This is a genomic window from Methylobacterium sp. CM6257 (assembly GCF_054611515.1).
This window is the reverse complement of sequence record NZ_CM137735.1, coordinates 2,194,693-2,215,397: the sequence shown is the minus strand read 5'-3', so window position 1 is coordinate 2,215,397 and position 20,705 is coordinate 2,194,693. Positions and strand designations below refer to the sequence as shown.

The 20,705-nt window shown below is 68.4% G+C and carries 24 protein-coding genes and 1 tRNA gene; 10 read left to right on the top strand and 15 right to left on the bottom strand.

Going from position 1 to position 20,705, the window contains the following annotated elements:
- The first annotated feature begins 1,536 nt into the window (after positions 1-1,536).
- Positions 1,537-1,710 carry a hypothetical protein gene (locus ACYCO6_RS10905; protein ID WP_459771787.1) on the top strand — a complete coding sequence of 58 codons (174 nt, stop codon included), beginning with the start codon at positions 1,537-1,539 and terminating at the stop codon, positions 1,708-1,710.
- 108 nt (positions 1,711-1,818) lie between these two features.
- Here the strand turns inward: ACYCO6_RS10905 and ACYCO6_RS10900 are convergent, their stop codons facing one another.
- Entirely contained in the window at positions 1,819-2,076 is a 258-nt protein-coding gene (locus tag ACYCO6_RS10900; protein WP_459771786.1) for a hypothetical protein, read from the bottom strand.
- A 151-nt stretch (positions 2,077-2,227) separates the two neighbouring features.
- On the opposite strand from ACYCO6_RS10900, the gene ACYCO6_RS10895 reads away from it, so the two are divergent.
- On the top strand, positions 2,228-2,719 hold the full coding sequence (locus ACYCO6_RS10895) for a Ros/MucR family transcriptional regulator (RefSeq protein ID WP_459771785.1): 492 nt from the start codon (positions 2,228-2,230) through the stop codon (positions 2,717-2,719).
- Between the two features lie 238 nt (positions 2,720-2,957).
- Here the strand turns inward: ACYCO6_RS10895 and ACYCO6_RS10890 are convergent, their stop codons facing one another.
- The 3 genes from ACYCO6_RS10890 to ACYCO6_RS10880 form a co-directional block, all read right to left on the bottom strand.
- Positions 2,958-3,185 (bottom strand): hypothetical protein, encoded by a 228-nt coding sequence (locus ACYCO6_RS10890; protein ID WP_459771784.1) that lies wholly within the window; start codon positions 3,183-3,185, stop codon positions 2,958-2,960.
- A gap of 365 nt (positions 3,186-3,550) precedes the next feature.
- A complete protein-coding gene (locus ACYCO6_RS10885; protein ID WP_459771783.1) occupies positions 3,551-3,904 on the bottom strand; it encodes a hypothetical protein in 354 nt (117 codons plus the stop codon).
- Entirely contained in the window at positions 3,897-4,070 is a 174-nt protein-coding gene (locus ACYCO6_RS10880) for a hypothetical protein (RefSeq protein WP_459771782.1), read from the bottom strand. Before ACYCO6_RS10880 ends, ACYCO6_RS10885 begins: the two co-directional genes overlap by 8 nt.
- Positions 4,071-4,952: 882 nt before the next feature.
- Between ACYCO6_RS10880 and ACYCO6_RS10875 the strand changes: the two genes are divergently transcribed.
- Together ACYCO6_RS10875 and ACYCO6_RS10870 are read left to right on the top strand one after the other, a co-directional pair.
- Positions 4,953-5,297 (top strand): hypothetical protein, encoded by a 345-nt coding sequence (locus ACYCO6_RS10875; protein WP_459771781.1) that lies wholly within the window; start codon positions 4,953-4,955, stop codon positions 5,295-5,297.
- A 495-nt stretch (positions 5,298-5,792) separates the two neighbouring features.
- Entirely contained in the window at positions 5,793-6,146 is a 354-nt protein-coding gene (locus tag ACYCO6_RS10870) for a hypothetical protein (protein ID WP_459771780.1), read from the top strand.
- Between the two features lie 248 nt (positions 6,147-6,394).
- Here ACYCO6_RS10870 and ACYCO6_RS10865 read toward each other — a convergent pair whose 3' ends face one another.
- Positions 6,395-6,763 (bottom strand): hypothetical protein, encoded by a 369-nt coding sequence (locus ACYCO6_RS10865; protein ID WP_459771779.1) that lies wholly within the window; start codon positions 6,761-6,763, stop codon positions 6,395-6,397.
- A 206-nt stretch (positions 6,764-6,969) separates the two neighbouring features.
- Between ACYCO6_RS10865 and ACYCO6_RS10860 the strand changes: the two genes are divergently transcribed.
- Positions 6,970-7,242, top strand: coding sequence for a hypothetical protein (locus ACYCO6_RS10860; protein ID WP_459771778.1), 273 nt, complete (start codon positions 6,970-6,972; stop codon positions 7,240-7,242).
- 34 nt (positions 7,243-7,276) lie between these two features.
- A complete protein-coding gene (locus ACYCO6_RS10855; RefSeq protein WP_459771777.1) occupies positions 7,277-7,417 on the top strand; it encodes a hypothetical protein in 141 nt (46 codons plus the stop codon).
- A 1,722-nt stretch (positions 7,418-9,139) separates the two neighbouring features.
- Here the strand turns inward: ACYCO6_RS10855 and ACYCO6_RS10850 are convergent.
- Positions 9,140-9,224, bottom strand: a tRNA-Leu gene (locus tag ACYCO6_RS10850).
- 67 nt (positions 9,225-9,291) lie between these two features.
- Positions 9,292-10,704 (bottom strand): 3-isopropylmalate dehydratase large subunit, encoded by a 1,413-nt coding sequence (gene leuC, locus ACYCO6_RS10845; protein ID WP_459771776.1) that lies wholly within the window; start codon positions 10,702-10,704, stop codon positions 9,292-9,294.
- Positions 10,705-10,965: 261 nt separating this feature from the next.
- Here leuC and ACYCO6_RS10840 point away from each other — a divergent pair, with 261 nt between their 5' ends.
- On the top strand, positions 10,966-11,937 hold the full coding sequence (locus tag ACYCO6_RS10840; protein ID WP_459771775.1) for a 2-hydroxyacid dehydrogenase: 972 nt from the start codon (positions 10,966-10,968) through the stop codon (positions 11,935-11,937).
- Positions 11,934-12,809, top strand: a complete 876-nt coding sequence (locus tag ACYCO6_RS10835) for an AprI/Inh family metalloprotease inhibitor (RefSeq protein WP_459771774.1) — start codon at positions 11,934-11,936, stop codon at positions 12,807-12,809. The genes ACYCO6_RS10840 and ACYCO6_RS10835 overlap by 4 nt, the downstream gene beginning before the upstream one ends.
- Before the next feature lie 16 nt (positions 12,810-12,825).
- Here the strand turns inward: ACYCO6_RS10835 and ACYCO6_RS10830 are convergent, their stop codons facing one another.
- The 4 genes from ACYCO6_RS10830 to ACYCO6_RS10815 form a co-directional block, all read right to left on the bottom strand.
- Positions 12,826-13,443 carry a cytochrome b gene (locus ACYCO6_RS10830; protein WP_459771773.1) on the bottom strand — a complete coding sequence of 206 codons (618 nt, stop codon included), beginning with the start codon at positions 13,441-13,443 and terminating at the stop codon, positions 12,826-12,828.
- A gap of 68 nt (positions 13,444-13,511) precedes the next feature.
- Entirely contained in the window at positions 13,512-14,096 is a 585-nt protein-coding gene (locus ACYCO6_RS10825; RefSeq protein WP_459771772.1) for an NAD(P)H-dependent oxidoreductase, read from the bottom strand.
- Positions 14,097-14,258: 162 nt separating this feature from the next.
- Positions 14,259-14,918 (bottom strand): class I SAM-dependent methyltransferase, encoded by a 660-nt coding sequence (locus ACYCO6_RS10820; RefSeq protein WP_459771771.1) that lies wholly within the window; start codon positions 14,916-14,918, stop codon positions 14,259-14,261.
- Position 14,919: 1 nt separating this feature from the next.
- Complete coding sequence (locus ACYCO6_RS10815) at positions 14,920-16,083, bottom strand: glycosyltransferase family 4 protein (protein WP_459771770.1); 1,164 nt, start codon at positions 16,081-16,083, stop codon at positions 14,920-14,922.
- Positions 16,084-16,219: 136 nt separating this feature from the next.
- Between ACYCO6_RS10815 and ACYCO6_RS10810 the strand changes: the two genes are divergently transcribed.
- Positions 16,220-17,464 (top strand): DNA topoisomerase IB, encoded by a 1,245-nt coding sequence (locus tag ACYCO6_RS10810; protein ID WP_459771769.1) that lies wholly within the window; start codon positions 16,220-16,222, stop codon positions 17,462-17,464.
- Positions 17,465-17,503: 39 nt separating this feature from the next.
- Here the strand turns inward: ACYCO6_RS10810 and ACYCO6_RS10805 are convergent, their stop codons facing one another.
- Together ACYCO6_RS10805 and ACYCO6_RS10800 are read right to left on the bottom strand one after the other, a co-directional pair.
- On the bottom strand, positions 17,504-18,193 hold the full coding sequence (locus ACYCO6_RS10805; protein WP_459771768.1) for a LuxR C-terminal-related transcriptional regulator: 690 nt from the start codon (positions 18,191-18,193) through the stop codon (positions 17,504-17,506).
- Positions 18,194-18,406: 213 nt separating this feature from the next.
- Positions 18,407-19,300, bottom strand: a complete 894-nt coding sequence (locus ACYCO6_RS10800; RefSeq protein WP_459771767.1) for a GGDEF domain-containing protein — start codon at positions 19,298-19,300, stop codon at positions 18,407-18,409.
- A 73-nt stretch (positions 19,301-19,373) separates the two neighbouring features.
- Between ACYCO6_RS10800 and ACYCO6_RS10795 the strand changes: the two genes are divergently transcribed.
- Positions 19,374-19,730: a hypothetical protein gene (locus ACYCO6_RS10795; protein ID WP_459771766.1), complete on the top strand. Its 357-nt coding sequence runs from the start codon at positions 19,374-19,376 to the stop codon at positions 19,728-19,730.
- On the opposite strand, the gene ACYCO6_RS10790 is transcribed toward ACYCO6_RS10795, so the two are convergent.
- Positions 19,702-20,076 (bottom strand): hypothetical protein, encoded by a 375-nt coding sequence (locus ACYCO6_RS10790; RefSeq protein WP_459771765.1) that lies wholly within the window; start codon positions 20,074-20,076, stop codon positions 19,702-19,704. The two genes, ACYCO6_RS10795 and ACYCO6_RS10790, sit on opposite strands and share 29 nt — an antisense overlap.
- A gap of 160 nt (positions 20,077-20,236) precedes the next feature.
- Positions 20,237-20,458 carry a hypothetical protein gene (locus tag ACYCO6_RS10785; protein ID WP_459771764.1) on the bottom strand — a complete coding sequence of 74 codons (222 nt, stop codon included), beginning with the start codon at positions 20,456-20,458 and terminating at the stop codon, positions 20,237-20,239.
- Positions 20,459-20,705: the final 247 nt, after the last annotated feature.

Here is a 20,705-nt window from a genome sequence, read left to right as displayed (position 1 = left end):
TCCGAACCTGATCGCCTGATCTACGCCAGTCCGAATGGCGACCACTGACATCTGCTGTTCGATCCCACGGCCGGGCACAGCTTCGTTCGGCATACCGGCAACGTGGCCTCGGGCGGGCATGTGATGGATTTCAGTCTTGTGACTTTCCTCGCATCTGGCCGCAACTGGCTGTCAGCTTCCGAAACGATGGAGCTTACAGAGGGCGAATGAAGTTCAAGACATTCGGGACCGTGCATTTGAACAGGCGTTGCTCGGAGCCGCTTTCATGCCGTTCGGGAGCGGGATGGTAGCGATGGTGAGCGGGCTGCTGAAGTAGATTGTCCGTCGCGAGCGCGAGCCATCGCCTTATGGAACAGGCGACTTGGGTGAGGCGCTAAGTCTGACGTGTGGGCCTTGACCGAGCTTCAATGGCGCAGTCGGCCCCGTCGTATGAGCACAAAAAAGACAGCCAGAGCTACAGCGTTCACGGCCAAGCCCCAGCCATAACTTTGGAGCGACTGAGCGTAGATCGGGTGGCCGAGCTGTCCGAGTCCTACGAGCGCGCCAACAACGGCCAAGGCGGCAAACAGAAGGGCAAAGACCAGCATGACTCTCCCCCTCCGAAGCACGTCAGGATCATAAATCAAGACGGTCAATCGGCCTCTGGTTCCAGTGGGTCGCGCCTTTCCGCCGCTGGCCGCCATCGCGTAGGCCCGACTATGCCGAGAGCTGCCGTAGCGATCACTGTCGTACGTGCCCCTCGCCGGGCCAGCCCGCGAAGCGATCGCGGTTCTACACGGTATCGCGGATGAGGCTACCGGACAGGCGATCCCAGCCGCGTCGGTGGAGCGCGACCAGCCAAGGGTGGTGTTCCCGAGCACGCCGCGGATTGGCTCCTGGTGACCAATCATCCTCCGCACCGTGATCGCCGTCGTGATTTATAGAGGCGCAGGTGGTGGAGAGTCTTCACCATGCTGGCTCGCACCGCCATCAGCGTCACCGCCCCGGCTCTCCTCATCGCCTGATGGGCTACGCCGTCCCTGGCTCAGCCCGCTGCCAACGGTGGGCCGAAGCTTCTCATTCATGGCAACTCTTGCGGCCCGGGCAACAGCGCCCCCCTGCCGCCGAACCCCCGCCAGCCGAACGATGTGCGCTCCCTGGCGGCCCTCGTGGCAGCCTTTGCTGCATCCAATCCGTCGAGTGCGGCTCCTGTGGTAGAGCGTCCCGGCCAGCCCGTGGTCAGATCGGCGGCGGGGCTGAGCTGGCCGATGTCCTGCGCTCGGCCGAAGTTCCGCATTACGAGAGGCTCATCCCGGGGCGGACGGATCCCTGCGGGTTGAGATCTCAGCGGGCACCCTGCGAGCAACGCGATGCCAACCAACGTGGCCGACCCTGTGAAGGCTACGGCGGTGCACCACCAGAACAGGACATCAAGCATGGCTGGGCACGGTGCTCCGGTTCCGTGCCGATGCTTCTGGGCGCATGGTAAACGGCCCGTTGAGTGACGGTGACCCGCCCCGGTACATGCCTGGGGCGGGTTCCCTTCGGATCTCTGGAGTGTCCAAGCTGCAGCCGATCTCGCGACCGCAGCTCAGGTACGTGAGCCCGTTTCGGCGGGGCTTGTTCTCAGTGGTGCCGCTTGATGATGACGGTCTTGCCGTGATGATGGTGGTGATGGTGGAACATCCCGTGGTGGTGACCGCCCCTCTTGATAATGACCGTTCGGGCTGAGGCAGGCGCTGCCGAAATGACGGCAGCGAGGGCCAGGGCAGGGACCAGTGCGGTAAAGGCCTTGAGCATGGATTTCTCCGGTTTGGCGCCCCGCAAACGCTCTTAAGGCTAAGCTTGTTCCATGCGCACGGCGGCCTTGGTGGGCTCCTGGCCTTGCTGCAGACGGGCATCCAGCGATCTCCGGATCACGCCCGGGTCGGTCACCTCGGTGTCGCGCAGCTGTCGGGCCTCTTGGGTTGCGAGAAGATCGCTGCCCCTGCTCTCCCGCTTGTCGCCGGAACCGCGCCCGAGCGGACCGGCTGCCTCGATAACCTCAGGAAGGTTCCTGCCGAGAGGCAGATGGATCGCGTTCTCCGCAGCAGTCAAGCAGCTGAAATATGCGTGACCAGCACGCGACACTTGAATCGTGTCATCTAGCGGACAAAGGCTTGTGTTGCGCTCTAGAGTTCCGAGCAGACCACTTGACTTCTGGAAGTAACTATCCCGTTCGTACGTACTATACGTAAAGGGGTGTCAAATGAGCGAGACCACAGCCATCTCACGGAACACTCGCATCGAACGGGCTGTCGAGGTCGCGGCCGCCTACGTGGCGAACAACAGCGTTCCGGCCGCTGAGTTGCCAGTTTTGATCGCCAACATCTACTCTGCACTATCCGGCCTCGACCAGGGTGGAGCATCCGAAGCTCCGGCAATCGAGAAGCCGACACCAGCTCAGATCCGGAAGTCGATCACGCCCGATGCGCTGATCAGCTTCATCGACGGCAGGCCCTACAAGACGCTCAGGCGCCACCTTGGCGCGCATGGGCTGACCTTCCAACAATATCGCGAGCGCTACGGCCTGCCTCGGGATTACCCCTCAGTGGCCGCCAGCTACTCCGAGCAGCGCTCCGCAATGGCTCGCAGTATCGGCCTGGGCCAGCCGCGCCAGAAGACGGCTGCGAAATCCGCACGCCCGGTCGAGACCGTCGCCGGGGCCTCGGAGGCGCGCCGGCGCAGGAAGGCCGCTTGAGGCTCTCGGCCCGACTGAGCTGGCGATGGCTGTGCCGTCCCTGCTACAGCGGTAGCTCCCCTTGCTGATGCGCCCGGGGTGTTCGCGACCCCCACGGCGCTGTTGCGGGCGGACACGCGGCGACAGGCGGTGTGCGGGCCAGTTCCCCGCGCGCCGCCCGCGATGCCTCGGCCGAGCGGTCGCGTGAGGGTCGGCGTGGCGGGGGAACTGGACACCGCAAGCGCCGGCCCATGGCCTGTCACTGCAGCTGTCGCGTGACGGCGTTGGCGCGGATCCAGCCGGGCGCCAGGATGTCGCCGGCTTCGGTGATGATCCACGGCTGGGCGTCGCCAGCAGCCATAGCCTCGGTCGCGGCCGCAAGCGCCGCGCGCAGGGTCGGAAAAGAGTGACCTTGCGCAGTATGGGCCGGATTGCGACTGGACCAGAGGGTGAGTTCGGCGGGCTTGTTGAGGTCGGACGATGTCATGGGCGTGCTCCGCTCGGTCAGAGCGAGGCCTGTGTTGTGCGTGTCAAGGGCGGGCTACGGCTCGTAGGCGAATGCGCCCGGCCTATGGCACGGTGAGGTACGCTCGCAGCCCACAAGACATGGGTGTAAGCTGCTGGAGACTCAAGCTCTCTTGGGCTGTGGCCGGGGCACGATAATCTCGACACTCTGGCCGGTCATAGGATTGAGGATCGGCATGGCGGCCGTCTCCGGTGAGTGTGCCGGCAGAACGTTGGGAGGTGCCGGCGGGATCACGGCGGCCCGTGCAAGTGCGCACAATTGGTGAACGGTCCGTTCACCTTGGTTCCTTGTCGGCTGCCGAGCCCTCCGTTGCTCGAACGGCCGAGTTAGCGCCGCAGTGCCTCGATCCAGGCTTTCACCGGATCTACGACAAACGCCACATACGCCGCCCACGTCCGCGCCCAACCACCCAAGGGCAGGTCGGCATCTGGCCGGGCCGCCATCAGGGCTGCCACGTAGGCATCCTCGTGCGGCTTGCACTCGTCCAGGGCGTTGCGTTCGCGTCCCGCCCGGCTGCCGTGCTCGGGCTGACGATCGTACGCTTGGCGCACGCAACCGTGCCAAGCCCGCTCGAGAGCCGGCAGGCCGGCCGGCTCAGCCGCCAGGGCCGAGACCGGCCCACTACCGGTGAGCGCGACGACCAAGGCCAAGCCCCGGATGTGAGCCGACCGGCTACTCATCGTGGGAAGCGCCGGCCGACTGCGCGTCGATCGAGGCAGAGGCCAAGAATGTATCGCCTGTGGCCTGACGCAGCTCGTGACGGGCCACGCCATCCGCCAGTGCCGCCAAGGCAGCCATCAACACCAGGGCGAGGGCAACTCGGATCAGGATCGGACGGGTCTGCATAGGCGGCATCCAGGGACACCACTGCGTAGCAGAGGCACGTCAGCCCGGCTGCCGCGCCCAGGGCACACCGGGTACGGAATGCGAACACCCCGCCCTGCTGCCTAGGAACGGAAACACCCTTTTTCACACCAGAATCGTGTCCGCACGCCCAATTGTCCGCCGAACAGATCCTCGGAAGCGGAGCAGTTCGTCCGGGTATTCGCTTCGCCGTCCGCGGCCTCACAGGATGTGGCGTAGATCTGTTCCACGGTATCGAGGACCGAGTTTCGATACAGCGGAAGGTGCTGGCGTCCTGCCCCTGGCAGGCGGTCAGCATGCTTCACAGGGCGGCCAGCGCCAGTAGGGTCTTGAGGCGTATGGCGAACCGTCAGGTCGCGGTGCCGCTCCAGGCTGCCGCTGGCCGGAGGCGGCGACGGCTGCAACATCTGCCGATCGGGCCCGAGCGGCCGCTGTCGCAGGGGCAATTGCGACTGAGCTGGCGCGTGCAGTCCACCAGCTCGGCGAACGAGGGCAGGCCGTAACCGCTGAAGCGCTCTACCCGCAGGCATGCCACAACTGCATCGAGGCGCTCCAGCTGCGCGCTGCAGCCGGCGCCGAGCGATACCTCAGGACCGAAGGACGGGCCGGATCAGATGATCTTCTCGTTTCCTGAGCGACAAGCCGCGACTGCCGCGGTCGAGGGGAACGCCTCGACTCCGCCCTAACCGGCCTCCATCTTGCGCGCATGCCCGGGCAGCAAGGCCGAACATACGAGCCGTCTACGTCCGCAGGGGGTTCCTGGCGTAGCGACTTGCAGGCTCGGCGCCCCCTGTCTCTGATGGAGACCGGCTTCGAGCGGCGACGCGGCTTCGGCCCGAGCTCGGCATTCCAGAGGAGAGGCCCATGAAGAGATTTCTCGTCCTGTATCTCGTGCCTTCCTCGGTCGTCGAGAAGTGGAAGAGAACGGATCCGGAGTCGCGTGGGCCGGCCGAGGAGAAGATGCGGGCGGCGTGGGACGATTGGATGCGCGAGCATTCCGGGACGGTGAGCGGCACCGAAGCCGGCGGCAAGACGAAGCGCATCTCGTCTGACGGCATCTCGGACACCAAGAACGACATCATGCTGTACGCGTTCGCCGAAGCGGAGTCGCACGAGGCGGCTGCGCGGATGTTCGAGCAACATCCGCACCTGCAGATCCCCAATGCCTCCATCGAGGTGATGGAGGTCAGGGCGATGACCGGCACGTGAGCGGTGAGCGTGCGGCTGACGCTCCGACCTAAGGCACGCCATCCCGGCCCGGCCTGAAGAGGGCTTAGCTGCGTCGCCGCAGCGCCCGCCCGAGGATCCGGACGTCGGAGGCCCGGTCAGGGCCGACGTCGTCCCCCGGCGCGGGCCCAACTAGGGGGGGCGGCTCGCTGCGTTGGGATCAGCGCTCCCGGGTTCGATGAGGTGGTCAGAGAGGGGCAAAAGACCTCAGCCTTTGCGAATTGCCGCGCGGGTCGTCTGTGACCTTTGACAGCTGGACCTTGATCAGGGGATGGCACGGCAAATCGTCGGGAGAGTCCTTGCCGACATGCCGATCCGCACGGTCTAGGAGCGCTTGACGGAGGCGCGCGCTCGGATGGCTGTGGCGTCGGCTTCCCAGAGTGATTGCCGTCACAGTACGCACCGGCCCCCCGGTTCAGAGTGCCCCCTCGCCCCCAAGTCGTCTCGGCACGGGACGACAGAGCAGGGAGCCCGATCATGGACCCGTTCGCTCTTATCGATGCCATGCTGGAGCGCCCCGCGCGTTCTCACCTCGTCTCGGCTCTGGACCTGTTCGATGCCGTTCGGCAGGCTTTGATGGACACGCCCGGATACGATCGGCACATGCGGTTGGCGGAGCAGTTTCGATCCGCCGACGGCTGCTTTACGGCCTTCTGCATCCGCGACGAGGCGCTCGGGAGCGCCAGCAAGACCGGCGTCAGTTTCGTGCTGGCCGACATGGAAAGCCTGTCGGAGAGCAGATTGCGGGACGGCTTGGCCGCCGTCATGACGAAGCTTGTCGGCAGGTTGCTGCATGAGCGCGGTTTCGGCGGTGGGACCGCCATCGCCTGAGACCGGGCGGGCGCACCTCAGCAGCTTCATCGTGCGGCTCATAGGGTTGGCGGGCATATCACCGCGACCGCGGGCGGGCATCCGATCCACTTGGGCGCGTTCGTTCGGCGCGAGGAGGCCCGCCGCGGGAGCGATGTGCTGGCCGCGTAGGCGATGTCACGGCCGAACCGGACCACCACGATCAGGGTGATCAGGGCAGTGCCATGGGGCCAACACGCTGACACACCTTGTGCTCCCCCGAGAACGTATCAGCCGCTCTTCGCCGCGAACTCCCAGACCGGCACGCCCCATTGCTGGCCCGGTCCGTTCCGATAGGCCGAGGTTCGCTCGAACAGGATCCGGTTGGCCTCGACGCTGCGCACCGGCTCGGCACCGATCATCAGCGCGCCGCAATAGTCCACCCGGATCGTGCCGTGCTGCGGGTGGACGCCGAACAGCTGCGGCGCTGTCCAGCCGAGCCGGTACGCCTCGGCACCGAACTGGTCGCAGAAGCCCAGCGCGCTCTCACGGATCCCGGCCCACTTGGTCGGCGCGAGATGCCGGCATGGCGAGGCGTGCGGGGACAGGCGCTCGATCTGGTCGCGCCACGAGGCGACGGCGGGCGGGAGGTCGGACATGCCGGACGCCGTACGGCCGAACGGTTGCCGAAGCGGAAATCCCGCCGCGGCCAACCGGGCGGGCGGAGTGGGTGCGGCTCTGGGTCTGGGTTGGATGTGCTCGAAGCTGCGCAGTTCTCGATGACAGTCTAATTCGCACTATCTCGACTTGTCAGCGGCTGAAAGGTCTATAAGATCTGTGCAGTTCGACCACGGGCGGATTCATAATGCGAATTCTGCCGACGCGCGATGGCTCTTGGACTGTCCATCGGGGTGCCATCGCAGTCATCACCGGTTTGATCCAGCTGCTCGAAAGGGGCCGACAGCGGGCTGTTGATTGTCCTGTTGCCCAGGATGCTGTGGCAGCCCTGCACGCCAACGGGATCATGGTGACTCCATGCGGGGACGAGTTTCAGCACTGGCAGATGGGCGACTTCATCATGACGGATGCCGATCTGGTCCGATTTGCCGTGAGCAGGGGGCTCATAGCCGGCGATTAGGTAGCCGCGTTTGTCCTCTCCAGGAGGTACCTCTATGAGCGCAAACACGCCGGCCCACCGCCGTCAGGGCGAGGACGTCGACACAACGGATCAGCTCAGCAGCCCGGTCCTGCTTGGCATGGCGGTGGCCAGCTCGGTCGTGGCCGCCCTGCTGATCCGGCTGGTGATCGGGTAGAGACGAGAGCGCATACGAAAAAGCCCGCTGCGGTGAACCGGGCGGGCAGAAGGTGGAGTCTCGCGAGGAACGTCGCGTGACTCGGACCAGCGCCAAGCGGTTCCATCAGGTGAGCCCACGGCGCCGGGGCCGGATCTGCCGCCCTGAACTGGCGCACCGTCGAGTAGCGGCGTCCAGAGTAGCCCGCCGCGGGATTTCGCGGGCGCGGCGGCTTACGTGGGTCGACCCAAGGTGCATCGTAAGGGGGGTAACAAGCACCTTCCCCGATCCAACTACCAATCCAGCATGACGCCTCCCTGCGGGTCGATGTTGATCTAGCGCAAGCAGGTCTGCCGATTGGATGGTGGCGCATCACCAAATTGCGCGCCGGGCCGGGTTCCGGGCAATCAAAAACCCGCCGCAGCGAGGCCGGGCGGGTTGAGGTGGCGCCGGGTCTAGAGCACCAATTCTAGAATACCATATCCAAGCATATCGGTGCCAGCATACAGAGCTGCTAAGCCTGACGGGCGCAACAGATTGTCAGGAACTAACCCACATCACTGTCGTTGAAACAGGCCTAGACAAGAAAACGGCCACCCAGGTGAGCGGCCGAAAGTCTAGGGAGGAAATGCCCAGTGACAGGGCCGCGATGCCGCACGCGTATCGCACCGCAGTACAGTAAACGCCGGCCGGGCGCTTCGTTCCCGGCTGGCGAACTCTGTATTGATGCAAGTTGAGGCCGGATTATGGCCCGGCGGGCTCACGGCCAGCCTGCCCAAATCCTGACATCGCATTCCGCTGGGCGATGTACGCCCTATTGATGCGTGCGACGGCGATTCGGTTCGGGCCTGCGGCAAGAGATCTGCTGCCGTGACTGGTGGTGCCCGATCCACTAATCCCAAGAGGCCACGCGGCGGCTCAGCGCCCTGGCGATCCCTTGCCGTCCCCGCGGTACCCGGCGCAGCGACGTACGCTCCAGAGCGGCGACAGCAAGCCCGATCCCGGCGGATACGCCCGACAGGCTGATGAGAAAGCCCGCGGTGATCATTCGGCCCCCGGCCCACTGACAGCGCCGGCCGCAGCGGCGCCCAGTGCGGCTGCCACGGCGGCGAGGATGGCGGCTTCGATCATGGCTGAGGCCCTGGCTGATCCTGGCCAGCTGCAGGTCCAAGCCCGCGCGGCACCGGCAATAGCTTGCTGGCCGACGGTTAACGGATCGTTAAATCTGGTTTGCTGCGTCCCCAGTGAGCCAGCTCCGCTGTCCATGAGGGAGTCGGCTCTTCCTCCCGGTTGCGGTGCGGGGACCGTTCTGCGTCATGAGGATGAAGGCGGTGTTCATAACCGCCGGGCCCGATCTGCTTCTCCGGCCGCGACTGCCTCGACCTCGACTGCAGCAATGATGTTCTCCCGTTCCGCGACCTGACGAAGGGCACTCCCGGCGGGCATGCCGTCGTGCTCGGCCATCGCCGGCATGAGATCGCGCCGGTACGCTTCAGGCGCTCAAGGGGGATGTGGAGCTATTCGGACATGGTCGGACTCAGCCCGGCGCGCCGGTCGCGGCCGAGAAATGCGCGTCCGAGTGGCAGTTGATGGCGATATCTGGCTAAGCCGACGGAAGCCACGAGAGCGCAACTTGTACGCGGACTGCAGGCCGGTCTCGGATGGCCCGCGAGGTACAGACAAATCCCGCACCTCAGAAACAACAAAGCCCGCCAACGACTTGGCGGGCTGCTGTCAGGCAATTGGTGCCCAGGAAAGGACTCGAACCTTCACCTCTCGCGAGACTGGTACCTGAAACCAGCGCGTCTACCAATTCCGCCACCTGGGCTCGCCGTCGGCCATCGGCCGGCGACGGCTCCGTTTAGGCAACGGAGCCGTCGCCGTCAATCGGGATTTCAGCCTCTCGGCCACTCCCGGATGTCGACGAAGCGCCCGGCCACCGCCGCCGCCGCCGCCATGGCGGGGGAAACGAGGTGCGTGCGCCCGCGCGGACCCTGCCGGCCTTCGAAGTTGCGGTTCGACGTGGAGGCGCAACGCTCGCCCGGCCGCAGCTTGTCCGGGTTCATGCCGAGGCACATGGAACAGCCCGGCTCCCGCCAGTCGAAGCCAGCTGCCTTCAAGATCCTGTCAAGACCCTCGGCTTCCGCCTGCGCCTTCACGAGGCCGGAGCCCGGCACGATCATCGCCGAGACGCCCTCGTGCACCTTGCGGTCGCCGACGATGCGCGCGACCTCGCGCAGGTCCTCGATGCGCCCGTTCGTGCAGGAACCGATGAAGATCCGATCGAGGGTGATGTCGGTGATCTTGGTGCCTGGCGTGAGCCCCATATAGGCCAGCGCCTTCTCCTTTGACTGCCGCTTGTTCTCGTCGGTGATCTCGGACGGGTCCGGAATGCGGCCCTGGACCGAGATCACGTCCTCGGGGCTCGTCCCCCAGCTCACCAGCGGCGGGAGGTTCGCGGCGTCGAGGCGCACTTCACGGTCGAAATCGGCGCCCGCATCGGTGACGAGGCTCTCCCAGTACCGGCGCGCCGCGTCGAAAGCCGCGCCCTTGGGGGCCTTCGGCCGGTCCTTCACGTACGCGAAGGTGGTCGCGTCGGGCGCGACCATGCCGGCCCGGGCGCCGCCCTCGATGGACATGTTGCAGATCGTCATCCGCCCCTCCATCGAGAGGGCGCGGATCGCCTCGCCGGCATATTCGATGACGTGGCCGGTTCCGCCCGCGGTGCCGATCTCGCCGATGATCGCCAGGATGATGTCCTTCGCGGTCACCCCCGGCGGCAGCGTGCCGTCGACGGTGACGCGCATGTTCTTGGCCTTCCGCTGCACCAGCGTCTGGGTGGCGAGGACGTGCTCGACCTCCGAGGTGCCGATGCCATGCGCCAGCGCCCCGAAGGCGCCATGCGTCGAGGTATGCGAATCACCGCACACGATGGTCTGGCCGGGCAGCGTGAAGCCCTGCTCGGGGCCGATGATGTGGACGATGCCCTGGCGCCGGTCGAGGGCGTCGTAGAACTCGATGCCGAAATCGCGCACGTTCTCGGCGAGCGCCTCCAGCTGGGTGCGGCTCTCGGGGTCGTCGATGCCCTTCGTGCGGTCCGAGGTCTGGACGTTGTGGTCGACCACCGCCAGCGTCTTCTCCGGATGGCGCACCTTGCGGCCGGCCGCGCGAAGTCCCTCGAACGCCTGCGGGCTCGTCACTTCGTGAACGAGGTGCCGGTCGATGTAGAGGAGGCTGGAGCCGTCCGGCTGGACATCGACGACGTGGTCGTCCCAGATCTTGTCGTAGAGGGTGCGCGGGCTGGTCATCGGTTTTCGTCTTCAGGGATGGGGCGGTGCATGGCTCTCGCGATGATGCGTCGTCCTTAGTAGGCATCGCGCGCGGTTTTCGAAAGGGGCGAGCCCTGTTCCGGTCAAATGGCCGCCCGGTGCCGGCGGCCGGATGTCACCGCCGCGCCGCCGCCCCGACTGGCGCCGCACCCTGCGCAGGCCGTATGCCGGGAACGGGAGCCGGCCGCACCGGCGGCCGGCCGAGAGAGGCCGCGCAACGGCCTGATGTGGGAGTGAACGATGCCTGATGCACCGGCCGAGATCCTGATCCTGCGAAAGATGCACCCGCTCGTCGAGACCGCCTTCGAGGGACGGCTCACCGTGCATCGACTGGCGGGAGCCGTGGACCCGGAGGCGATGCTGGCCGAGATCGGCCCGCGGATCCGCGGCCTGTGCGTCGGCGGCCAGGTCGGCGTCGATGCGGCCCTGATGGACCGGCTGCCGAACCTCGAACTCATCGCGAATTTCGGGGTCGGCTACGACGCCGTCGACGCCGTGGCGGCGCATCGGCGCGGCATCATCGTCACCAATACCCCGGACGTGCTCACCGACGAGGTCGCCGACCTCGCGGTGGGACTGGTGCTCGCGACCCTGCGGCGGCTCCCGCAGGCTGACCGCTACCTGCGTGCCGGCCACTGGCCCAAAGCCCCTTTCCCGCTCACGGCCTCCCTGCGGGGGCGGCGGGTCGGCATCCTCGGGCTCGGCCGGATCGGCCGTGCGGTCGCGATGCGCCTCGAGAGCTTCGGCGTCGAGATCGACTATCATGGCCGCCGCCGGCAGGCGGATGTGCCCTACACCTATCACGACAGCCTGATCGGTCTCGCGCGGGCGGTCCACATCCTGATCGTGGTGGCGCCCGGGGGCGCCGATACGCGGGGCCTGGTAGATCGAGCTGTGCTGGAAGCGCTCGGCCCCGAGGGCATCCTGATCAACGTCGCCCGCGGCAGCCTCGTCGACGAGGCTGCGCTTATCGCCGCGCTGAAGGCGGGCACCATCCTGGGGGCCGGCCTCGACGTGTTCGAGAACGAGCCGCATGTGCCGGAAGCCTTGGCCGCCCTCGACAACACGGTCCTTCTCCCGCATGTCGGTTCGGCCTCGGAGCACACCCGTGCCGCGATGGCGCAGCTCGTCGTCGACAACGTCGTCTCGTGGTTCGAGGGGCGGGGCCCGCTGACGCCCGTCACCGAGACGCCCTGGAGACCGACCGCGTGAGACCGTCACAGGCCGCCCTGCTGGCCACCCTGGCCCTGATCCCATGGCCGGCGGCGGCCCAGGACACGTTTACGCCAATTCCCGATCCGGGTACCCCGGCGGAGGCGCCCGCGCCGCTCGCCGCTCCTCCGGCCCCGCCCAGCCTGCCCGAGAAGCTCGGGGAGGTGCCCGGAACCTGGGATCTGTCCCGCGACGGCACGAACCGTCGCTGCGTGATGACGCTCACCCTCGACAACGGCGAGGCCGGCCGGCGGGTCAATTTTCCGGCGGGCTGCCGGCGTGCCCTGCCGGTCATGAACGGAGTCGCCGGATGGCTCTTCGTCGACGGGGCGGTGCGCCTCGTCGACCGCAACGTGCGTCCGATCCTCGATTTCGCCCGACGGCCGGACCAGCGCAGCCTCGTCGCCCGGGCGGAGAGCGGCGAACACTACAGCCTCGTTCCCCTCGACATCGCGGCGATGCGTCCGGGTGGCGCGACGGCGGACGCCCTCGGGATCGGGACCGAGCCGGCCCCGGCAGCCGCCGCGAGCCCGACCCAGCTGAAGGCTGCGGCTCCGGTTCCGGCCGAGCTGCAGCCCGCCTCGACGGCGACGGCCGGTCCAGCACCGGGCGTCTACGCCCTGGATCGGTTCCAGGCGCGCGATACCTGCCGGATCACCCTCGACGGGACCGGCGGCGGCGTCCGCATCGTCCCCGGCTGTCACGACGGCGGCCTGGAGGTGTTCGATCCGATCCGCTGGCGCTACGCCAACGGCCGCATCACGCTCACCGCCAAGCGCGGCCACAGCCTCGACCTGGTCCCGAACGGCGACGGCCGCTGGCGGCGCGACCCGGAGGTGGGGACCACCTTCATCCTGCGCCGCGTCGACTGAGCGCGGCGCAAAGCGGCTAGCGGGATCCTCCGCGGCCGTCCTGGACCGGCAGCATCCGCTCCAGCAGGCCGTCGCGGCGGATCACGAGGTGCCACGCCGTGCCGGCGATGTGCAGGAGCACCAGGGCGTAGACGAACCACTGCCCGACGACGTGGATCGCCTCGGCCACATTCTGGGCCGCGTCGTCCTTCGGCAGGCCCGGGACGGTGAACAGCCAGAAATACGGGGTGTCGCGGCCCGAGAACGCGCTCAGCAAGTAGCCGCTGACCGGCATGATCAGGAAGATTGCGTAGAGCAGGTAGTGGTTGATGCGGCCGATCAGCGTCAGGAGCCGCGGCGCCTGAGGATCCGGGGGCGCGGGCCGGATCATCCGCCAGACGATCCGCAGCACGACGATCGCCAGGATGGTAAGGCCGACCGATTTGTGCAGCACGAACATGCTGCCCTTGGCCGGCGAAGGCGGCAGGCTGATCGCCACCCAGGCCAGCGGTAGAATGGCCAGCACCAGGGCCGCATTCAGCCAGTGCAGCACCTGCGAGACGGGATGATAGCGCGGCAGCCCGGAGGCCGTGACGTAGGTGGCGGGATGCGGCGCGGGCGCAACCTTGCCGGCCGTGATCGGAGAACCTGACATGATCCCTCGCGGGTAAGCGTGGCCCGCGCGGGGATCTAGGGCTGCCGACCGCTCGGGGGAGTATACCGCTACTCGGGTGGCCGGGCCTCGCCCGCGCCCCGCACCCCGAGCAGGGCCGCCAATTCGCTTGCCGCCGCGCCGAGCCGGGCCGCGACGGTCTCGTCGATGATCCGCCCGTCCACCATGTCGTCGGACCCCGCATAGACGGATGTCGGTGCCACATGGGCCGCGAAGAACCCGAACAGCGGCCGCAATCCGTGCTCGACCACCAGGGCGTGGCGCAATCCGCCGCCGGTGGCAGTCAGCGCCACCGGCATTCCGGCCATCCGAGCGGGGTCGACGAAGTCAAAGACGTGCTTGAACAGCCCGGCATAGCCGCCTTGGTACACCGGCGTTCCGACGATCAGGGCGTCCGCGCCTTCGATGGCCTCGATGAGCTGGCGGGCCGGCTCGGACAGCGCGTCGCGCTGCGTGGCGCCGAGGCCGGGACCGGCGTCGAGCAGGTCGTAGACCGCGAGATCGATCCGGCGCAGGCGCCCGAGCTCGGCGCCGAGCGCCTCCACCAGGATGCGGGTGCGCGAAGGCCGCTTGGAGCTGCCGGAAAAGGCGACGACGCGGGGACGGCTCGGCGCAACGCTCGACTCGACACTCACCAGAAAACCTTCCGCCGCAGCACGCCCCGACGCGGGACATCGAACACCCTGGCGCATGCCCGGCACGCGACCCGAACCGCGCCGAGGGTAGCGCATTCCGGCCCCGGATGAACCCTCGGCCGTGCGCGTGCCGCGGCCGCGACGATCGGTCGGCCCGCCGCCTCAGGCCCGCAGCCGCCAGACATGGCTGCGCTTGATCTCGGCATCCTCCAGGGACCGCGAGACCGGCACCGCGTAGGTCGCCAGGCAGTCCAGCCGCTCGTGCGGCAGGTAGGTGCGGCCCGGATCGCCGATCAGCACCGTGACGCCCCGCGCCTGCAGGCCGGAAAGCCAGCCGGTCACAGCCTCCGCCAGATCGCGCTCATAGAAGACATCGGCCGCCAGCACGAGATCGGCCTGCGGCTCGGTGCCGAGGAGATCGGTCGAGACCGGATCGATGAGCCCGGCGACGCCGTTGGCGGCGGCGTTCAGGCGGATCGCCGCCATGGCGAACGGGTCCAGGTCGCTGGCGGTTACGTGCCGCGCCCCCGCATGGGCCGCCGCGATCGCCACGAGACCGGATCCCGATGCGAAATCCACGACCCGGGCGCCGCCGGCAATCGCGGGATGGTCCAGGATGTAGCGGGCGAGCGCCTGTCCGCCCGCCCAGGCGAAGGCCCAGAACGGCGGCGGCAGCCCGATCGCCTGCAGCTCATCCTCGGTCTTCTGCCACAGTTCAGTCGCCTCGTCGGCGACGTGCAGATGGATCTCGGGCGCGTGAGGGACAGGCCGCAGGCGGGTATTGGCCCGGATGAAGCCGGCGGGATCGTCGGGGGCGCGCATGTCAGGCCTCCAGCAGGTCGCGCCAGACGGCGCGGACGCCGTCGGAGACCGCAGCCTCGGTGAAGCCGCCGGTTTCGATCCGCGCCCGCGCCGCCGCTCCGAGGCCGGCCACGAGCCCGGGGTCGCCGCTGAGGCGCACCAGGGCGTGCGCCAGGGCCGGCGCGTCGCCCGGCGGGACGAGCAGCCCTTCGACCCCCTCGCGCACCAGGCTGCGGCAGCCCGGAACATCTGACGCGACCAGCGCCCGGCCGCAGGACGCCGCTTCCAGCAGCGTCCGCGGGAGCCCCTCCCCGCCTCGGGACGGCAGGCACGCCACGTGATGGTCGGCCCAGACCGCGGCGACGTCGGTGGTAGGCCCGTGCCAAGCGACGCCGTCACGGCTCCAGTCCCGCAGCGTCGCCTCGGCGATGGCGCGGCGGTTCGACGGGTCCGGTGCGCCGTACAGGGCGAGTTCCACCGGTGCCCCCTGCGCGCGGGCGAGGCGCACCGCCTCCACGGCGACATCGATCCCCTTCGACCAGAGCATGCGGGAGACCACCGCGACCCGGAGCGGCGGCATGGCCGGCAGTGGCTGCGGCCGGTAGGCCGTGGGGTCGACCCCGGCGCCCCCCACCACGGTCACCGACTGCTCCAGGGGATCGAGGCCGAGGGCGCGCGCGTCGTCCGGGTTCTCGAACAGGAAGCGGGTGCGCGTCGAGGCGAGCGGGCCCCGGATCAGGGCCCGCAGGGCGAGCCGAGCGGCGCGCCCGATCCGGTCGCTCCGGGCACCCATGAGACCGAGACCGGTCAGCGCGTAGACGCGGGCCGGGATACCGGCCAGCGCGGCCGCCGTGCCGCCGACGAGGATCCCACGCAGGGCGATGCAGTGGACGATATCGGCGCGCAGCGCCTTCAGGATCGCGGCGAGCTGCCCGGCCGCGTAGCCGGCGGCCATCGGGTTGAGGCTCGCCCGCTCGGCCTCGAGGGGCACGACCCGCGCGCCCGTCGCCTCGATGGCGGCGCGGTGCGCCCGCACCCGGGTCACGACGGCGACCGAGAGTCCCATGGCGATCGCGGCCCGCGCCAGCGGCAGGAAGTGTGAGGCGAAGAACCAATCCTCGGTCACCACGAAGACGAGGCGACGCATCGGTACGGGCAGGGTTTCGCGGGCGATGTCGGCGTCCATGGGCTCCCTCTAACACGCCGCCGCGAATCGTCCTGCGACTGATGCGCTGGCCCGGAACGGCACTCCCGCGCGGCCGGTTGACCAAGGCCTTCCCGCCGGGTGCCGAGCCCGGCGGCGTACACGGGAGCGGCGGGTCATGGCGTGTGACGAGACGGCAGTGAGCGGCGGAAACCTGCGCGCCGCGGCCGAGGAGGCGGGGCTGGTCTATGTCGACGACAGCCGGCCGGGCCTGACGCGCAGGCGCAGCGGCACCGGATTCCGCTACCTCGACGCGAAGGGCGCCCCGGTCCGGGATAAGGCCGTGCTGGATCGCATCCGGTCGCTGGCGATCCCGCCGGCCTACACGGATGTCTGGATCTGCCCCCGGAGCAACGGCCATATCCAGGCGACCGGCCGGGACGCCAAGGGCCGGAAGCAGTATCGCTACCACCCGGAGTTCCGGCAGGCCCGGGAGGCGAACAAGTTCTCGCGCATCATGGCCTTCGCGAACGCGCTGCCGGGCATCCGCCAGCAGGTCGACGCCGACATGCGGCGCCCGGGCCTGTCGCGGGAGAAGGTGCTCGCCACGGTGGTCCATCTCCTCGAGACCACGCTGATCCGCGTCGGCAACGACGATTATGCCCGCACCAACAAGAGCTACGGCCTGACCACCCTGCGCGATCCCCATGTCCGGATCGAGGGTGCGGCCCTGTCGTTCCGCTTCAAGGGCAAGAGCGGCAAGACCTGGGATGTGTCCCTGAAGGACCGGCGGGTTGCCCGGATCGTGAAGGCCTGTCAGGACCTGCCCGGACAGGAACTCTTCCAGTACCTGGATGCGGACGGCGCGCAGCGCGACGTCACCTCCTCGGACGTGAACGCGTATCTGCGCGAGATCACCGGCGAGGATTTCACCGCCAAGGACTTCCGGACCTGGGCCGGCACGGTTCTGGCGGCCCTGGCGCTGCGCGAGTTCGAGAGCTTCGACAGCGAGGCGGGGGCCAAGCGCAACATCCGGGCGGCGATCGAGAGCGTCGCGGGCCGCCTCGGCAACACGCCGACGATCTGCCGCAAGTGCTACATCCACCCGCAGGTGCTCGACTGCTACCTGGAGGGCGGCCTGCTGTTGCAGGTGAAGGACGCGGTCGAATCGGAGCTGAGCGAGGACCTGTCACGCCTCCGGCCGGAGGAGGCGGCGGTTCTCGGCCTGCTCCAGGCGCGGCTCGCGGCGGCCGAGGACGGCGAGCGGATCAAACCGGCGCCGGGACGCGGCCGGAGCAAGGATAAGGCGCGGGGCAAGCCGTCAGCCAAGGCACCGGCCAAAAAGGTCGAGCGTGCCGGGAAGAAGAGGCGTGCTTCGGCACCCCCGCGGGCTGGCGCCGAGGCGCAGGTCGAAGCCGCCTGACCGGGGGCGGCCCCGCGCGGGGCCGCTCGGAACGCAGGGTCAGTGCCGGGACTGGTTGTCGTTACCCGACGGGGAGCGGCTGTCGGTGCCGCGTCGGGCCTGATCGCCGCTGTCCACCACCGGCGCCAGCCCGAGCTGGCGGGCGAGCGATACCAAGTCCTTCAGCCGCCCGGTCTGGGTCTTCCGGCGCAGGTTGAGCCGATGGGTCTCCACCGTGCGCACGCTCAGCGCCAGGCGCCGGGCCACCTCCTTGTTGCTGAAGCCCGAGCTGAGGAACCGCAGCACCTCGGCCTCGCGCGGCGTGAGCCCGAGACCGTCCCCCTGCTCGGCCGGCATCCCGGCCGGCTGCTCAGGCGGAACCAGGCAGTCCGATCCTTCCGCGAGGGCGAGCAGCGCAGCCCCGAGTTCCCGCGGGGATTTCGAGCGCGCCACGAAGGCGTCGGCGCCAGCGGCCAGGAGCGCACGCAGGTCGTCGGCGGTCAGGGCTCCGAAGGCCACGAGCGTCCGGAGTTCGGGCTGGCGCTCCTTCAGGCCGGCGATCCGGGCGATCCCGTCCGCGAGCCGGATCTCGTCGAGGAAGACCAGGGCAACCGCGTTCCCGGCGCTCGCCTGATCCAAGTCCTCTTCGCCGATCGTGTGGAACTCCGGCATGTGCTCCAGAGTGGCGCGAACAGTCGCGCTCAGGTCCTGCGGTTCATCCAGGATCAGGACGCCAACGGCCGTACTCATGACCTCGCACCTCTTTACTCCCGGCTTGATACAGGGGGCCGGGATCGGGAGCGAAGTTCCAAGATCCATTCCAGGAACCTGTGGTGAATATTAATCTTTATATTGGCAAAATTGCGAGATTTCCGGCACTATTCTGCCTTGCGGTGCTCCGGACTGGGACAAGCCGTGATTCGGCGAATCTGAGGTGTGTCGATACGGGGCAGCGCGGCTGTTTCAGCGCGCGACAGTGAAGGCCCCGCCCTGGTACGGAACGACGCGGTTGCGGCCGCCGCTCTTGGCCGCATACAGGGCGATGTCCGCGCGCTTGATCAGGTCCTCGATGCTGTCGTCGTCGATCCAGGTGCTGACGCCGAGGCTGCAGCTCAACCCGATCATGCCCATGCTGCCGCGGATTCGCAGGGCCTGGACGTTCGCGCGCATTCGCTCGGCCCGTGCGGCCGCTTCGGAAAGACAGCAGCCCGGAAGCACGATGCCGAATTCTTCTCCGCCGAGCCGGCCGGCAATGCCCTCCCCGGCGATCAGGTCGGCCACCGCCTTGATCGCCACGTCGCCGACATCGTGTCCATGCTCATCGTTGATCCGTTTGAAATGGTCGATGTCGAGCAGGATTGCCGAGATCCTGCCGGGGTGCCGATTCTGATCGGCCGCGCTGCGCGCCCGGTTGAAGAACGCGCGGCGGTTATAGGAACCGGTGAGCGGATCCGTTTCGGCGAGACGGATCAGTTCCTCCTGCATCGTGGTGAGGCGCTCGGCCGCGCGCAGCCGGGCGTTCAGTTCCTGGGCGCTGGGCGGCTTCTCGATGAAGTCGTCGGCCCCGCTGTCGAGGGCTTCGGCGAGGCTGCGGACATTGCGGGCTGACGACATCGTGATAACGTGCAGCGGTCCCCGTTCCTCCGAGAGCAGCCGCGCGGACCAGCAGAGTTCCAGCCCGCAGAGCGGACGCACCTCAAGGCTCGTGATCAGGACGCGGACCGAGGGGGTTGCGGCGAGAAATTGCAGCGCCTGCTCGGAATCCGTGAAAGCGTGCACGGCATGGCCCCGCGGCTCGATCAACGAGGCGATGATCTGAAGCACGACGCGGCTCGAATCGACGATGACGATCTGCATGACGCGGCTCGGAAGCGATGTCCATCGTGTACGCCGGAAGACTTAACTCACCCACAACGGGCCAAATTCCAGCATGAGCGTGGTGATAACCACTCCAGATCAGCGCTATATCGTCGTCCGTGGCCGTTTGTGGCGGCGCGCCAATCCTGGCCTGACGCCGGAAAGCCGGCAGGCGCTGGTCACCCGGCTGATGGCGGCGCGCCGGGCCGTGAAGGCGGCCAAACGGGCTGAGCGGGCCGGCGAGGCGGGCGCCGCGGACGCGCTCGCCACCGCCCGGGACGCGGTGGACGCGGTCAAGACCGCTCTGGGTGAGCGCGGTCCGGTCTGGTGGCAGGACGGCGCGCCCGACCTCAACCGGCGGCTGGTCCGCAATACGCCCTATGCCGAATGGTATGCCGCGCTCAGCGCCGGGGAACCTGAACAGCGATGACGCGCGCTCCTGTGGCACGGCTGTCCCCGGCCGCGCCGCGGCGTCGCCTCTCCGGGCTGGTGGCGTTGATGACCGTGAGCGTGGGCTGCGCCGCCGGTGGCGACGCGATGCCCGACACGGTCGGAATCCCGTAGGTGCCGTAGCTCCAGGGCGCCGGGACGATCTGGGTCGGGCGGGGCACCCGCGTCAGAGGCGCGCCGATATAGGTTCCGCGCACGAACTCCCCGGCGAAACCGTCATCGCCCGCATAGGCCGGCACGTAGACCTCGCCACCGCGGAAAGTCTGCGCCGAGGCCGGGGTGACCAGGGTGAGGGCGAGGAGCGTCAGAAGTGTCCGGGTCGCCATGGGACGGGCTCCGATGCGCGTCGGCGCGACCGGGTCGCGCAGGAAACAGGGGAACAGACCGGACCACCCGTCGTTCCGGGCCTCCAGCCGCGCAGACTGCGTAAGCGCCGCGCTATGCCCAGCCGGCTTGCCGCGGGGTGGTCCTCGGGGCCCTGCAGGGTCAGCGGCAGGTGGTGATCCGCCGGACGACCCAGCCCTCGCCCTCGATCCAGAGGCGGCGCCGCGCCCTGCTGCAGGTTGTGTCGTCCTCCCGCTCCACCGCGGCGGCCGGATGGACCTGGGAGCCGGCGTCGGCGACCTTGGTCTCGCTCGGTCCGGCCGCGGCCTGCGCAGCGAGGGGGGCGAGAAGGAGGACGGCGCTGGCCACGCCGGCTGCAATCATACGGATCTTCATAGCGGGTCAGAACGCTCTGCGGCCGTGCTTGGGGGATCGCTCCTTGAATGCGCGGGCGGCCGCTTCGGTTTCATCGGCGACCGTCGATGGTGTGGGCCGTCTTATCGCTGACCGGGGCCGCCGCGGCGCGGCGGCAGGTTCGGCGCGCGGCGCTTAGCTTTCCCGGCTTTCGCGGTTAAGGAGGAACAAACCCGGACACGACGGCGCCCGGAGGCCCCTGATCGGGGGCTGCGAG